General features: G+C 63.9%; 14 protein-coding genes. 3 read left to right on the top strand and 11 right to left on the bottom strand.

The genetic code is table 11. From position 1 onward, the window contains the following. Nucleotides 1-7 precede the first annotated feature (7 nt). The 7 genes from ACM61V_RS11325 to trmB all read right to left on the bottom strand — a co-directional run bounded on the left by ACM61V_RS11325 (nucleotide 8) and on the right by trmB (nucleotide 6,662). A complete protein-coding gene (locus ACM61V_RS11325; protein ID WP_137786141.1) occupies nucleotides 8-1,126 on the bottom strand; it encodes a PepSY-associated TM helix domain-containing protein in 1,119 nt (372 codons plus the stop codon). Between the two features lie 155 nt (nucleotides 1,127-1,281). After that, nucleotides 1,282-2,202, bottom strand: coding sequence for an alpha/beta hydrolase (locus ACM61V_RS11320; RefSeq protein WP_212742173.1), 921 nt, complete (start codon nucleotides 2,200-2,202; stop codon nucleotides 1,282-1,284). Beyond that, complete coding sequence (locus ACM61V_RS11315) at nucleotides 2,199-4,118, bottom strand: TonB-dependent siderophore receptor (protein WP_137786140.1); 1,920 nt, start codon at nucleotides 4,116-4,118, stop codon at nucleotides 2,199-2,201. The genes ACM61V_RS11320 and ACM61V_RS11315 overlap by 4 nt, the downstream gene beginning before the upstream one ends. Continuing rightward, on the bottom strand, nucleotides 4,119-4,298 hold the full coding sequence (locus tag ACM61V_RS11310; protein ID WP_137786139.1) for a hypothetical protein: 180 nt from the start codon (nucleotides 4,296-4,298) through the stop codon (nucleotides 4,119-4,121). A gap of 34 nt (nucleotides 4,299-4,332) precedes the next feature. Continuing rightward, a complete protein-coding gene (locus ACM61V_RS11305) occupies nucleotides 4,333-4,767 on the bottom strand; it encodes a DUF2244 domain-containing protein (protein ID WP_283214525.1) in 435 nt (144 codons plus the stop codon). Nucleotides 4,768-5,197: 430 nt separating this feature from the next. Next, a complete protein-coding gene (locus ACM61V_RS11300) occupies nucleotides 5,198-5,599 on the bottom strand; it encodes a DUF2946 family protein (protein WP_249341468.1) in 402 nt (133 codons plus the stop codon). A 382-nt stretch (nucleotides 5,600-5,981) separates the two neighbouring features. Continuing rightward, the gene (gene trmB / locus ACM61V_RS11295; protein WP_137786137.1) at nucleotides 5,982-6,662 is read right to left on the bottom strand and encodes a tRNA (guanine(46)-N(7))-methyltransferase TrmB; all 681 of its coding nucleotides are present in this window, start codon (nucleotides 6,660-6,662) and stop codon (nucleotides 5,982-5,984) included. 97 nt (nucleotides 6,663-6,759) lie between these two features. Between trmB and ACM61V_RS11290 the strand changes: the two genes are divergently transcribed. Next, nucleotides 6,760-7,524 (top strand): hypothetical protein, encoded by a 765-nt coding sequence (locus ACM61V_RS11290; protein ID WP_137786136.1) that lies wholly within the window; start codon nucleotides 6,760-6,762, stop codon nucleotides 7,522-7,524. 44 nt (nucleotides 7,525-7,568) lie between these two features. Here the strand turns inward: ACM61V_RS11290 and metK are convergent, their stop codons facing one another. Together metK and lnt are read right to left on the bottom strand one after the other, a co-directional pair. Then, nucleotides 7,569-8,774 (bottom strand): methionine adenosyltransferase, encoded by a 1,206-nt coding sequence (metK, locus tag ACM61V_RS11285; RefSeq protein ID WP_419713998.1) that lies wholly within the window; start codon nucleotides 8,772-8,774, stop codon nucleotides 7,569-7,571. Nucleotides 8,775-8,819: 45 nt separating this feature from the next. After that, nucleotides 8,820-10,376: an apolipoprotein N-acyltransferase gene (gene lnt, locus ACM61V_RS11280; protein WP_137786134.1), complete on the bottom strand. Its 1,557-nt coding sequence runs from the start codon at nucleotides 10,374-10,376 to the stop codon at nucleotides 8,820-8,822. A 134-nt stretch (nucleotides 10,377-10,510) separates the two neighbouring features. Between lnt and ACM61V_RS11275 the strand changes: the two genes are divergently transcribed. Continuing rightward, nucleotides 10,511-10,951 (top strand): VOC family protein, encoded by a 441-nt coding sequence (locus ACM61V_RS11275; RefSeq protein WP_137786133.1) that lies wholly within the window; start codon nucleotides 10,511-10,513, stop codon nucleotides 10,949-10,951. After that, nucleotides 10,948-11,250, top strand: coding sequence for a polyhydroxyalkanoic acid system family protein (locus ACM61V_RS11270; protein WP_137786132.1), 303 nt, complete (start codon nucleotides 10,948-10,950; stop codon nucleotides 11,248-11,250). The genes ACM61V_RS11275 and ACM61V_RS11270 overlap by 4 nt, the downstream gene beginning before the upstream one ends. 36 nt (nucleotides 11,251-11,286) lie before the next feature. Here the strand turns inward: ACM61V_RS11270 and ACM61V_RS11265 are convergent, their stop codons facing one another. Further along, nucleotides 11,287-12,627: a PQQ-dependent sugar dehydrogenase gene (locus tag ACM61V_RS11265; protein WP_137786131.1), complete on the bottom strand. Its 1,341-nt coding sequence runs from the start codon at nucleotides 12,625-12,627 to the stop codon at nucleotides 11,287-11,289. A 51-nt stretch (nucleotides 12,628-12,678) separates the two neighbouring features. Further along, nucleotides 12,679-13,590 (bottom strand): hemolysin family protein, encoded by a 912-nt coding sequence (locus ACM61V_RS11260; protein WP_419713997.1) that lies wholly within the window; start codon nucleotides 13,588-13,590, stop codon nucleotides 12,679-12,681. Nucleotide 13,591 lies beyond the last annotated feature (1 nt).

Raw genomic sequence — 13,591 nt, 5'->3', positions numbered from 1 at the left:
TTGCATTTTATTGGGCGCGGGCGGCGAGGCGCCGACGCCAGTGAAGGAACCCGGTCACGAACAGACCGAGCGGAACGAAACCAAGGATGATGGCGAGGATGCGGGTCGAAAGGCCGCCAACCGATCCGTCGTGGAGGACGCGGATCCATTTGGCGGTCGTGGTGCTGGTATTGCCTCGCTGGACGTCATGCACGGCCAGTACCTCGCCCGAATATTGATCGACGAAGACGAAGCTGCTTGGAAATCGGCTGTGCGGATCGCCGGGCATTTGCACCCGCATGCGAAATGGCTCGGACCCCATCCCGGGTACGTCGATGAAGGCGAGCCTTGCTTCGGGGACCACACGGTGCGCAGCCGCCAGTGCTTGCGATACTGGGATCTGGACGCCGCTCGACGCCGCCGATTGCGGGTCCGGCACCTTGTCAGGCGGTGCGATGACGGCGGTCAGCAACTGGGTCTTGACCGTCGGCAACGCCAATAGTGCTCCGGTGCCGACCAGGATGAAGAGCAAGGCCATGCTCCACACGCCAGCCAGCTTGTGAAGATCGCGCAGGCGGCGGATCGGCGGAGCCTTGCGCTTGAAAGCCAGCGCCTTGCGCCACGGCCCGCGCGGCCACCAGACAATGACGCCGCTGACCAGAAGCACCAGCATCGCGAAGCCCGACCAGCCGACGATCTGGCTGCCGATCTCGCCGGCGAGCAGGTGCATGTGGAGCTCGTAGAGCCAGCTCATCAGATAGCCGCCCCATGGCTCGGCGCGCAGCACCCGAATCCCATCCGACGAGAACCACACCATTTCGCGCTCGGCGTGATGGCTGTGATGATCCGACGGGTAGTAGCGCGCCGGAATCGCACCGCCTTGTCCGGTGGCTTCAAGGGACCAGCTGCCATGCGGATCGTGCCAGCGTGCTCGCCCGGTGGCGAGCGCACGATCCCAGACCGGCGAGGTCCAGCCCGGTGCCGCCGTGCTCACCCTCTCCTCGATGGCTGGATTCAGCGCACCGTCGATCTCGATGTAGAACACCAGGGCCGAGCCGGTCGCACCCAGCAACGCGAATAGTCCGCCAAGCGACAGCCCAAGCCAGAGATGAACCTGTCGTAGCAGAATGCGCGTGCGCGATCTCATGCGGTGCGGCTGGGTGCGCTGGCGAGTGCGGCGTTGATGCGTGGGATCAACGCCCGCCGCTCGGCGACCGCGATCCGTGTCACGACCGCGTGACGCTCGTGCTTCTCGCGACGCCTCGATAGGCGTCGGTTCAGTCGATATGGCTCGGTCAGAGGTCATGACGGATGAAGCAGGCCGCGAGATCGCAGCCACCAGAGCAGTTGCTCGAACCAATGGTCGCTGGTCGCGCCCTTCGGCTTCAGGTCGAAGCCGTGCCCGCCGCGTTCATAGATATGGAGTTCCGCCGCCGCGCCGGCGTGCCGCCATGCGTCGTAAAGCAGCACCGCGTCCCTTGGCTGATACTCATCATCCGCGGCCGCTGCGATGAAAGCTGGCGATGCGTCCGCCGGGACCGGGGTTCGAACGCCGCCATAGATCAGCGCGACGAAGTCCGGGCGCAACGCTCTATCTCCGATCGCCAGATCGGCGGCGAGAAAGGCTCCTGCCGAAAAGCCGATGAACCCCACCCGCTTGGGGTCGATGCCCCATTCGGCGGCGCGCTGGCGCACGGCCGCCATGGCGCGCGCGCCGTCCTCCACCGCGTGCGGCTCCCCGGCAAAGCGTGGCGCCTCGGTGGGAACCCCTGTCTTCGCGCGCGCCATGAGGATTTCCATCTCTCTGAGATGGACTTGTGGAAGCTGCATCGGATCGGGCGCGCTTCGTATCGTGCGATATTTGAGCACGAATGCCGTGATGCCCTGCTCTGCAAGCTTGCGGGCGACGTCGGTTCCTCCGGCCTCATAGCCGAGCCCGACGAAGCCTCCGCCCGGCGCAACGATCATGGCCGTGCCGTTCGCTCGGCCGGGTGCGGGCCGGAACAGTTCGAGCGTCGGCTCGCTGACATTGAAGATCAGCGTGTCGCCCGACGTCTGCTTTATCCGGGTTTCCGGGACGCCGAGCGGAGTGACGGTGTGTGGCGCATAGAGTGGAATGACCTGCCCATCGCCTGCCGGCGTTTGTGCAGCTGCCATTGTCGTGAATAGCGCGACGGCAAGCAGGCCAGCCTCGAACCTCAGGAGAGAAGCCAGTCCCGTCACAGCTCGACCCTCAAAGAAGCCGTCAGCGTGCGCGGCGCGCCGGGCTGAATCCAGTCGGGCGAGAACTGGTGCTGGGAGACATAGTAGCGCTTGTCGAAGACGTTCTTGAGGTTGATCTGCGCGGTCATGTTGGCGCCGCTCAGGCGGAAGCTGTAGGCCGCCTGGGCGTCGAAGCGGACATAGGATGGCAGAGTCACCGTGTTGCCGACGTCCCCGAAGCGGTCGGCCTGGTAGAAGGCACCGCCGCCGATCACGCCGCCGGGAATGATGCGGTAGCGCGCCCACAGGCTAGCCGCATGCTCGGGCGTATTCGCCAACTTCAGAGGGCCACCGTCCACCTTGGTATCGGTGTAGGCGTAGGAGCTGATCACCGAGAGTTCCGGCGTGATCGCGCCGCTGAAATCGAGTTCGATACCGCGCGACCGTGCACGCCCGATCGTCTGGATCACCGGGAAGAAGGTGAAGTCGCCGCGATTGGTCTTGACCAGATCGAAGGCCGCGACGGTTGCCGTGAAGCGCCTGTCCGCCGACTGGAACTTGTAGCCGATCTCATACTGCCGCCCCACTTCAGGATCGAGCTTGGTGCCATCGGGATTGACGCCGTTATTGGCGGAAAGCCCGCGCTGGAACTGGCCGTAGAGCACGTGCCCGCGCGCGAACTCCCAGACCGCGCCGACACGCGGCGAGGTGAAGCTGACCTTGTTTGGCGCGAGGCCCGGCGACGAATAGATCGTGCTGGTCCAATCCTGCCGCACCGCCAGCACGGCGTGGACGCCGCCGCCGAAGTCGATATTGTCCTCAGCCGAGACCGAGTACCAGCGGTCGCGGTCGACGATGTCGACCGGCGCGGCGGTGCTGACGTCGAGCGGGGGCGTGTTGCCGAGCGCCGGCTTGTCGACGCTCACCGATGACACCTGCTGGAAATAGGACAGGCCGGTCTTGCCTTCGCGAAACCATTCCACGCTCACCGCCAGCTTGTGGACGAGCGAGCCGGTGCGGACGTCGCCCAACAGATCGGCGCTGACTTGGTCCATCCGGAAATGCCCGTCGGGACGAACGTTGAAATAGTAGCGGGCAAGCTGGCGCGAGGAGGCGAACACGTCCTCGCCGGTGGTCAGGTCGAGCCGATATGGGGCCACGTCAACCTCGCGCGTGTCGGAGCGCATGTGGATGCCGCGCAGCTTCAGTTGCCAGCCGCTGCCAATTGCCTGGGCGACGTCCAGCCGATAGAGCTGGGTCTCGTCCTTCGACAGGATTGGCGCGTCGTTGTACGCGGTGTGCAACGGGATGTTCGCGGGCCGATCGCCGTCCGACGGGATGCCATAGTCATTGCGATAACGGTGGTTGAAATAGCCGACCGTCAGCGCGACGCGCGTGTCGCTGCTCGGCACCCAGGCAAGCGATGCGTTCACCGTGCCGAGCCGCTCGACCACATAGTCACGGTTGGAATCGGTGGTGAGATAGCTGCCCGATACGGACGCCAGCCAATGCTGTTCGCTATCCAGCGCTCCGCCGATCCGCGCCGAACTGCGCGACAGGCCATATTCGCCGACCGTCTGGTCGAACTCTACCGATCGCGCCGCCACCAGCGGGCGGGAGCGGATGTTGACGAGACCACCGGGCTCGGCGCGGCCGAACAGCACCGAATCCGGACCCTTGACGACCTCGACCGCCTCAACATTCGTCAGATCGATGGGCAGGCCTCGCACCTTGGCGCCATCGAGATAATAAGTCCCGCTGCCGAACAACGAGCTCTGCGTCGTCATCGAGACGGTGGAGAAGCCGCGCAGGACGAGCAGCGGCGCGGTCGCGCCGCCAAAGCCGAAGTCCGAAGACACGCCGGCGACATTGCGCACCGCATCGGTCAGCGTGATCGCATTCTGGTCGCGCAGCACCTGGCGGGTGACGACCTGCACCTATTGCGGAGTCAGCAGGATCGGCTGTCCGGTCTTGCTCGCGCTGGTGGGCTCGTCCGGCGCATATTGGCCGGTGACGACGATATCAGCGTCGCTTGGCCGCTCATGATCCTGCGCGAGAGCGGATGAGCTGGTAGCACAGGCGAGTGCCGTACCGAGCGCGATGATGGAAGTCTTCATGATATTCCCCCTTGGAAGCTGATTTCTTGCTGTTTCAATTTCGGGCGGCGCCGAGCGCGGCAGCGATGCGGGGCTGAAGCGCCCGTCGTTCGGCCGCCGAGACGCAAAGCCCGATGGGATGGCGCTCGCGCCGGAAGACGAGCCAGAGGTCGCAGTCGAGTTCCGTGCGTCCCGAAGCTTCCAGCCGCGTCCAGAAGACCGGTAGCCTGACGCTTGACCGGCGACCGCGATTGTCGAGGCGCTCCAGCTCGACTTGACCATCGACTACCCTAAGACGCTCTTCCGGAACCGGCCCGCGGTTGAAGATGTGGAGGGCGACCGCCAACGCGCCGATGTCGAGCGCGGAGAAGATGAGCACCGGCCAGGCGCCGAGCAGGACGAAGCGCAGCGAGACGATTGTTGCCGCCAACCCGGCGGTGATGAGCAAATATTTGCCTTGAATGGGCAGCGCCGATCGCGGCGCGCTCATGCGGATTTCCAGACCCTCGCTGACGGGCTGCTCCCAGGGCCCCGGTCTGCCGCGATCTCCGCGGGCCGCCGTCACTGGACAACCCCGGCAACGGCGGCGAAACCACCACCAGCACTCAGATCCGGGCTGATCAGCGCGTCGCCCATCCGGAAGAGCAAGCACAGTCCGATCAGAATCCACGCGGACCGTCGAACCTGGCGAAGCCAAGCGATGAAGGGCGGCATTCGGGACGGCGCGGCGTGGACATGGATGGTGTACCGGCCACGCGTCGCCGGCAGGACAAGTGATGACATTGCAAAGAACCTCGGCTGGCCGGGACCAGCGCCTAGAAGCGCAGGGCGGGCCAAATCTGACGCGGGTGCGTAAGCGCGCAATCCGTAGGCACGCCATAGCGCGCCCACGGACCCCCTCGCTCAAGCGGCGATTGCGATCAGAGTGCCGGAGGTCCTCGCAGAGGAGGACGAAGATAGGAGACTATGCTGCTTGCAGACAGCGTCAGAGGACGCGTGCCCAACGCCAGAACAAACAGGATCGCGGCAGCAAGCAGGATTGGATCAGCCGCCGGCAGCGACAGTGCAGAAAGACCAGCGAACGCGCAGGGCTGCTCGGCCTTGCCGGGATGACCGTCGTTATCGGATTTGTGCTCGAGTCCCGGAACGGTCATCACCATGGTCGCGGGCCCCATGCCGGAGCAGATGCTCACTACGATCTGGCCATTGGACACAGTCGGCATGAAGCCGGCTGGAATGGCGATCTTCAGCAGCAACGCCAGCGCGATGATCGCGCAGGCGAAGGGCCGATTGGCAAAGACGAGGCGACGCAGCCGGTGCACAGCCTGCGCTCATAATATCAACTACCGAGCTTGTCATTCCGCAATGAGCCTTGAGACGATTTGTCTATGGCTACTGGCTGAGGGAATAGTATCTGGAGGCGTCATTGGAAGCCATGAGGCTGCGAGATGCACCATGTGCGACGTTTGGTCGGCTGCTCGCAAGTGCGGCCATTCGCTCGATGCCGTTTGATCGGGCAATGTGTCCAATTTCGCTGTCCAGTAACGCGGGCGGCCAAAAATATTCACTCGCGTGAACGGAAGCAAAAGACCTCATGACCCAGCCGAAGAAAAGTAATCACCGGGCAATCACGCGTTTCGCTGAAATCTTTAAGTATCGTAGTGGCTTAGAGTAAGAACGGCGGCAACTGCGAGCTCTGGCGGGTTAACGGCGGCGAAAGGTCATATACCACACCTCGTGCCCCTGTCGTCGCGCCTTGCGCTCGTAGCGCGTTTCGGGCCAGTCGGCGGGGCGCGTGAGGAAATCGCGCGGCTCGCGCGCCGTCCATTCGAAATCACGACGTTGATCGAGAATCATCATCGCCCAGCGGCAATAGGTTGGATCGTCAGTGCCAAGCCGGAATTCGCAGCCCGGCTTCAGCTTTGCCGCGATCAGGTCCAGCGGCCCGTGGTTTACCATCCGGCGTTTGGCGTGTCGCGCCTTTGGCCAGGGATCGGGATGCAGCAGGTAGACGCGGCTCAGGCTGGCATCCGGCAGTCGCTCGATCACATCCAGCGCATCGCCCATATGAAGGCGGATGTTATCCAGCGCACGGTCGCGAATATGGCCGAGCGCGCCGACCACACCATTGAGAAACGGCTCGCAACCGATGAAGCCTGTGCCCGGCGCCGCCTCGGCCTGCCCGGCAAGGTGCTCGCCCGCGCCGAAACCGATCTCGATCTGAAGGGGGCGATCGTCCCCGAATAGCGAACGGGGGCCAAGCGGACCGCTCTCGGGGACTGAAACGCGCGGCAGCAAGTCCTCGACCAGGGCAGCCTGGCCCGCGCGCAGTGCATGGCCCTGGCGCCGGCCATAAAGGCGGCGGATCTTCGTGGGGTCGTTCATGATGGCGCGCGCCTAAAGCGCTGCGCGATCAAGGGCAATGCCGCGTTCATCCACGCGATCGTAAACCGCGCTCGACCGAGGGAAACAGGAGAAGATGATGCGTTGGGCGTGGGCGTTCGCAGTGCCGCTTGCGGCTTTGCCGGCAGCGGGCGATGCGCAGCTTGATTCGGCGAAGTCACTTTCCTTCGTAAAGCGTGACGGCCGCTGGACGAGTATACCCTTGCTGTGTGACTCGACGAACCGCGATCGCGCGATCGTGCTGGGTGCGCCGGGGCAGGGGGGGCAAATGGACCTCATCGCCTTCGCCAAACCCGCGTTGACGGCGCAGCGCATGGTGGTGCGCCTGGGGTTGGGCGATCCCGGTGCGGGGCAGATTTACTATCCATTGCTTAACCTTGCCGGCGGACAGATCGGCAATGTCCACGCGATCAATCCGGGGATGGTGGAGGCTGGCGCGACCACGCCTGCCGTCGTCTCGATCACGCTGGGCAAGCAGACGACCAATTGCCGCTTCGTCGCGCAAACGCGGGTACTCGCGATAACCGGCCGGCGCTCGATCCAGGTCGTGCGGACCGAGCGCAATGGCTATCGCTACACCAGCTATAATTTTGACAGCGAACTGCCCGAGATCGTGCAACCCGGGGGAGGGCAGGATACTCAGGCATCGCTCACGATCGATGGCGGCAGACTGGTCGATCAGGTCGGCGGCCGGCGCACTTATGAATTTGCCAATCGGGGCTTCGTCTATCGCGTGATGGTTTCGGTGGAGCCGACCCACCCCGGGGGCGGAGTGGAAGTGACACAGGGCTCGCGCACGATCGTCCGCGAGGCGTTCGGTGCCTATACGGCCGCGCTGCGCTAGACGATCACGCCGGGCGCGCACAAACGGCGCCCGGCGACAGGCGCTCAGGCAGAGACGGCGGCCTTGAGCTGATCGACCAGATCGGTCGCCTCCCAGGTGAAGTGCCTGCCGTCTGTATCGCGGCCGAAGTGGCCGTAGGCTGCGGTACGCGAATAGATCGGCGCGTTAAGCTTCAGATGCTCACGAATGCCCTTGGGGGTCAGGCGCACCAGCTTCGGCAGCACTTCCTCAAGCTTTGCTTCCGGCACTGTGCCGGTGCCGTGGGTATCGACATAGAGCGAGAGCGGCTCAGCGATCCCGATCGCATAGGAGAGTTGGATCGTCACGCGGCGCGCTAGACCTGCGGCAACCACATTCTTGGCGAGATAGCGCGCGACATAAGCGGCTGAGCGATCCACCTTGGTGGGATCCTTCCCGCTGAACGCCCCGCCGCCGTGCGGAGCCGCGCCGCCATAGGTGTCGACGATGATCTTGCGACCCGTTACGCCGGCATCGCCGTCGGGCCCGCCGATCTCGAAAAGACCGGTCGGATTGACATAAATCTTGTCTTCGGCCGGCAGCCAGCCTTCCGGCAGAATCTCGGCGAAAACGCCCTTGACATAATCGCGCAGCTTTGCCTGGCCCGCCTCGTTCGAAAGGTCGGCGGAATGCTGCGTCGAGACGACCAGCGCGGTCGCGCGAACCGGGCGCTCGTTTTCATATTGCAGGGTCACCTGGCTCTTGGCGTCCGGCTCCAGAAACGGCGCCTTGCCCGAATGCCGATCCTCGGCCATCCGCTCCAGGATCTTGTGACTGTAATACAGGGTAGCGGGCATCAGCCCCGGCGTCTCGTCAGTCGCATAGCCGAACATGATGCCCTGGTCGCCGGCGCCTTCGTCCTTGTTGCCGCTCTCATCGACGCCCATCGCGATATGCGCGGATTGCGGGTGAAGGTTGTTAGAGAAGGTAAAAGTCTTCCAGTGAAAGCCCGACTGCTCATAGCCGATGCGCTTCACCGTTTCGCGCACCGTGCGCTCGATCTCGTCCTCGACCCCAACCGCCCAGTTGCCGTCCGTATCCATGATCCCCTTGCCGCGGATCTCGCCCGCCAGCACGACCATATTGGTGGTGGTGAGCGTCTCGCACGCAACACGCGCCTCGGGATCCTTCGACAGAAACAGATCGACGATCGAATCCGAAATCTGATCGGCAACCTTGTCCGGATGGCCTTCGCTGACCGACTCACTGGTGAAAATGAACGACTGACGCATGATCGCTCCGATTACTTAACGATATAAAGATAGCTTTATATCGCCCTAGCGCCGCCGCCACCGGAAGGCAACCGCGACACCCGTCAGAAACAGCGTGACAAGCAGCGCGGCCCAGTTTCCGATCCGTGAGAATAGGGTCGGCGGAGCAGGCTGCGGCATTGCGACATCGATCGCGCCGGCCTTCTCATGCGGCACGGTCGCGATCAGGCGGCCATCGGCGGCGATCACGGCAGAAATGCCCGTGGGGGTCGCGCGAACGATCGGCAGGCCTTCTTCTATCGCGCGCATCCGTGCCTGCGCCAGGTGCTGCGGCGGCCCCCATTTACCGAACCATGCGTCATTGGACGGATTGAACAGAAGGCGCGGGCGATGGGCCTGGTCGATCACCTGCCCCGAAAAAATGATCTCGTAGCAGATCTGCACCCCCACCGCGCCAAAGCCGGGGAGCGTCAGACTGCGCGGCCCGGGTCCGTCGGCGAAATCCACGTCGCCGGGCACCAGCCGCGCCAGGCCAAGCGGCTTGAGCAGCCACGGCATCGGCAGATACTCACCATAAGGGACAAGATGCGCCTTGTCGTACCGCGACACGATTCGTGCCGATGGATCGATCGCGAACACCGAATTGCGCGCGCTGATGACATTTCCGTTGCGGTCGAACTGAAGCGCAGTTCCACCGGCGAGCAGCATATCCGCCGGCCCGAGCAGCGCGGCCAACCGCCGTCGCAGATAATAGGGGCTGGGTTGAAAGCCATATATGTACGCGGGATAGCCATCCTCAATGAAATCGCGGACGACTCCCTCTGGCCAGACGATCAGGCGCGGCGTCACACCCGCCGTCCCCGACAGGGCGGACAGCTTGCGTAAGAGCAGTTCGCCGTCACTCTCACCGCGCTGATCCTGCGAGACGTTGGGCTGCACGACGACGAGCCGCGGCGCGTTTTCTGGCGGCGCTGCAGGAGTCACGAGCCTGCCGTAGCTGAGCGCTTGTGCGGCGATCATCGCTGAAAGCGCCGCCACGCCGGCGATGACCGGAAGCGGGCGACGCGGGATCAGCAGTAACGCGCCAGCCAGCAACACCGTCAGGCCGGAAAGGGCATATGTTCCAACCGTGGCCGCCAAGGTCGCGACCGGCTGCACCGGCACCCAGATCACACCGAGCGGATCCCAGGCGTAGCCGGTGAACACAACGCTGCGCAGCCACTCGGTCGCGATCCAGGCCGCCGCGATGGCGAAGACATAGGCAGGATCGGGCTTGCCTCGCCCGCGGATCAGCCAGCCGGCGCCTGCCGCGATCGCCGGATAGACCGCAAGATAAAGTGCCAGCGCGATTGGCGCTGCATAGCCCAGCAGGGGTGGCATCTTGTCCTGAAAGTCAAAGGCGTGCTGGAACCAGTTGTTGTTGATCGTGAAATGGCCGACGCCAAAGACCCATCCCAGCCACAGCGCGCACTTCAGCGTAGGCGCGCGATGGATCAGCCCGATCCAGGCGGCGAGGCAGGCAAGCGTGAGCGGCCATAGGTTCAGCGGCGCAAAGCCGCACGCGGCCAGCGCGCCCAGCAGCAGGGCACCCAGAGCAGGGCGACGGGCGAGGGACATCATCATCGATCCTTCGTCGTGCCAGGGCCCGCCCCGGCGAAACGCGCCGCAATATCCCGCGCGCGCGGTTCATGCGGGAGGCGCAGCGCCGCTTCAAGCCCGGGGCTGGAGAATATTCTCTGCAGGTGTATGATCGAAACATGACACTTCGACCATTTCACCTCGCTTTTCCGGTTCACGATCTCACCGCCGCCCGTGCCTTCTACGGCGGGGTGCTTGGATGTGGTGAGGGACGATCCAGCGATCGCTGGATCGATTTTGATCTGGGAGGGCATCAGATCGTAGCGCATCTGGATGAATCGATGCGACCGGCCGAAACATGCAACGCCGTCGATGGTCATGAGGTGCCGGTGCCGCATTTCGGAATCGTGCTGACGATGAACGATTGGCGTACGCTGGCGGCGCGGGTGGAGGCGGCAGGCGTTCGCTTTGGCATCGCGCCGCATATCCGGTTCGCCGGGCAGCCGGGGGAGCAGGCGACGATGTTTTTTCGCGATCCATCCGGCAACGCGCTGGAGTTCAAGGCGTTTGCCGACGACGCGATGCTGTTCGCGACCGGCGAGAAGGAGAATGCCGTATGACCGCTCCGATCGAAGTCGATGTTCCCCACAAGCTGGGCGCCGCCGCTGCCCGCGAGCGTATCGGCAACGGCTTCGGCAAGTTCGCCGATTTCGTGCCCGGCGGTGCGATCACCGAGCATCGTTGGACAGGGGATACACTGCACTTTACGGTGGAGGGGCTTGGCCAGCGCGTGACCGCGCAACTCGATGTCACCGATACCACCGTCCATTGCACTTTTACGCTTCCCGCGTTCCTTGCAATGTTCGCCGATCGCATCCGCGCCAAGCTGGAGCGTGAGGCGCCCAAGCTGCTCGAATAGCGGGCGGCGGAGCCCATCCGCCGCCCAAAAGAGTGTTTACTTCGTCGACGTGGAGCTTGCGCTTACCCGCCAGATACGATTGCCTACGTCGTCCGCCACCAGCAGCGCACCAGTCTTGTCGGTGATGACCGCCACTGGACGGCCCTGCGCCTCGCCGTCCTTGTTGAGAAAGCCGGTCAGCACATCGACAGGTTTCGCCCCCTTCATCGGCCAGCCGGAATCGGCAAACGGCACGAAGACCACCTTATAGCCCGACAGGGGCTTGCGGTTCCACGATCCGTGCTCGCCGATGAACGCGCCGTTGGTGAAGTTCGCGCCCAGCTTCGCATCTGCCGCGAAGGTCAATCCAAGCGCCGCTACGTGCGGTCCAAGCGCAAAGTCCGGCCGCTTTGAATATTGCTGCAGCTGTGGATTCCCCGGCTCCACCCGACGATCGGGATAACCACCCCAATAGTACCACGGCCAGCCGAAGTGATCGCCGAGTTCCACTGCCGTAAGATAATCCGGCGCGAGATCGGAGCCGATCATGTCCCGCTCATTCACCACCGTCCAAAGCTGACGGCTGTGAGGCTCGAGCGCCATGCCATTCGGATTGCGCAGTCCGGCGGCATAGACACGATAGGTCTTCTCCTTCGGCCACACCTGCAGGATATTCGCTCGAAAGCGCTCCGCGCTCATGCCGTTCTCGGCGATGTTCGACGATGACCCGACGGAAAGGTACAGCGTCTTGCCATCCTCCGCTGCGATGACGTTGCGCGCCCAGTGATTGCCGCCACCATTGAGCTTGATGACCAGTTCCGGCTTCGCGTCGATCTTGGTCATGCCGTCGGTGTAAGGCACCCGGACCAGCGTGTCCGTGTTCGCGATATAAAGCTGGCCGTCGAACAGCACCATGCCGAACGGCGAATTCAGCCCGGTCATGAATATCGACTTCACTTCCGGCACGCCGTTTCCATCGGCATCGCGGAGCAGGGTAATCCGGTTGGCGGAGGGCACGCCCGCGCCGGCGCGACCCATCAGCCAACCCATCACCTTGTTAGTGATCCCGCTCGTCGCGCGTGGCGGTGAATTGGTTTCGGCGACAAGGATGTCCCCGTTGGGCAGGCGATAAAGCCAGCGCGGATGATCAAGCCCGGTCACATATGGTGCGACCGACAAGCCAGTCGCCGCCGTCGGCTTGCCGCCATCCGGCCACCCCACCGCCTTCGCGACCTTCATCGTGGGAATCCACTGAGCGCGCGGATCGGTGATTTCCGGGCGCTGACCCTCGACGTTGGCGATATCGACGCGTGCGGTGTCGGGCCACGCGATCCAGGCGATTATGCCGATCACGGCGAGCACGATCAGGCCGGAGACGATAAGAATATGTTTGCGCATCTTCTGACGATAGGCGGGCGCGCGGCGAGACGGAAGGGGCTGATCGTCGACTCAGCCCTCGACATGTTCCGGCAACGGGCGCGGGGGATGAAGCCGAACGCGATTCACGCGTCGTTCGTCCGCGTCCACGACCTCGATCCGCCAGCCACTCGGGTGATCGATGCAGGTTCCGGTTTCCGGGACGTGTCCTGCGAGCACCGCGGTCAATCCGCCGATCGTATCAACATCGCTCTCGGCTGCCCCTAGTCTGGAGTCGACAATTTCGCCGATATCCTCGAGCTCGGCACGCGCATCTGCTTCCCAGGCGCCGCCATCCAGCGGAACCAGCAGCGTTTCGGGCGCATCGTCATGCTCGTCCTCGATCTCGCCGACGATCTCCTCGATCAGATCCTCGATCGTGACCAGCCCCTCGGTGCCGGAATATTCGTCGAGCACGACCGCGAGATGCACGCGGGTCTGGCGCATATCGGCGAGCAGATCGAGTGCGCCGCGCGACATCGGCACGAACAGGGGCTGGCGGATCAGGCCCGCAATGCCGTCTGGTCGCGCTCCGCCGGCCGCCAGGGTCGCGAACACGTCCTTGATATGTACCATCCCGATGATCGTATCGAGCTTTTCCCGATATACGGGAAGGCGGCTGACGCCTGCTTCGGCCAGCACCCTGACCACATCGTCGAACCCGGTCTTTTCTTCGACCGCGATGATATCGGCTCTCGGAACGCCAACATCGCCGGCGTCACGCTCGCCAAAATGGAGCAGGTTTCGCACCATCTGTCGTTCAAGCAGCGTCAGATCGCCCTTGGCATCGGGGGCCGGATCGTGCTCGTGGCGATCGATCGCCTCTTCGAGTTGGTCACGCAACGTATCTTCGTGCTGATCGCCGAAAATAAGGTGGCGCAAGCCGCGCCAGATGCCGCTTTCATTGGAGTCGCCGTTGTCGGCGCTACTTCGGTCTTCGGGCAAG

Origin of the sequence: Sphingomonas sp. TX0543, assembly GCF_048565505.1 — a bacterium.
Taxonomy (GTDB): domain Bacteria; phylum Pseudomonadota; class Alphaproteobacteria; order Sphingomonadales; family Sphingomonadaceae; genus Sphingomonas.
The sequence above is the reverse complement of the archived record's forward strand: the minus strand, read 5'-3'. Positions and strand labels throughout refer to the sequence as shown.

Coding starts and splice junctions, on each gene's coding strand:
- ACM61V_RS11290 (WP_137786136.1), top strand. CDS start 6,760: ATGCGTTGGGCGTGGGCGTTCGCAGTGCCGCTTGCGGCTTTGCCGGCA.
- ACM61V_RS11310 (WP_137786139.1), bottom strand. CDS start 4,298: ATGAAGACTTCCATCATCGCGCTCGGTACGGCACTCGCCTGTGCTACC.
- lnt (WP_137786134.1), bottom strand. CDS start 10,376: ATGATGATGTCCCTCGCCCGTCGCCCTGCTCTGGGTGCCCTGCTGCTG.
- trmB (WP_137786137.1), bottom strand. CDS start 6,662: ATGAACGACCCCACGAAGATCCGCCGCCTTTATGGCCGGCGCCAGGGC.
- ACM61V_RS11265 (WP_137786131.1), bottom strand. CDS start 12,627: ATGCGCAAACATATTCTTATCGTCTCCGGCCTGATCGTGCTCGCCGTG.
- ACM61V_RS11270 (WP_137786132.1), top strand. CDS start 10,948: ATGACCGCTCCGATCGAAGTCGATGTTCCCCACAAGCTGGGCGCCGCC.
- metK (WP_419713998.1), bottom strand. CDS start 8,774: ATGCGTCAGTCGTTCATTTTCACCAGTGAGTCGGTCAGCGAAGGCCAT.
- ACM61V_RS11275 (WP_137786133.1), top strand. CDS start 10,511: ATGACACTTCGACCATTTCACCTCGCTTTTCCGGTTCACGATCTCACC.
- ACM61V_RS11325 (WP_137786141.1), bottom strand. CDS start 1,126: ATGAGATCGCGCACGCGCATTCTGCTACGACAGGTTCATCTCTGGCTT.
- ACM61V_RS11305 (WP_283214525.1), bottom strand. CDS start 4,767: ATGAGCGCGCCGCGATCGGCGCTGCCCATTCAAGGCAAATATTTGCTC.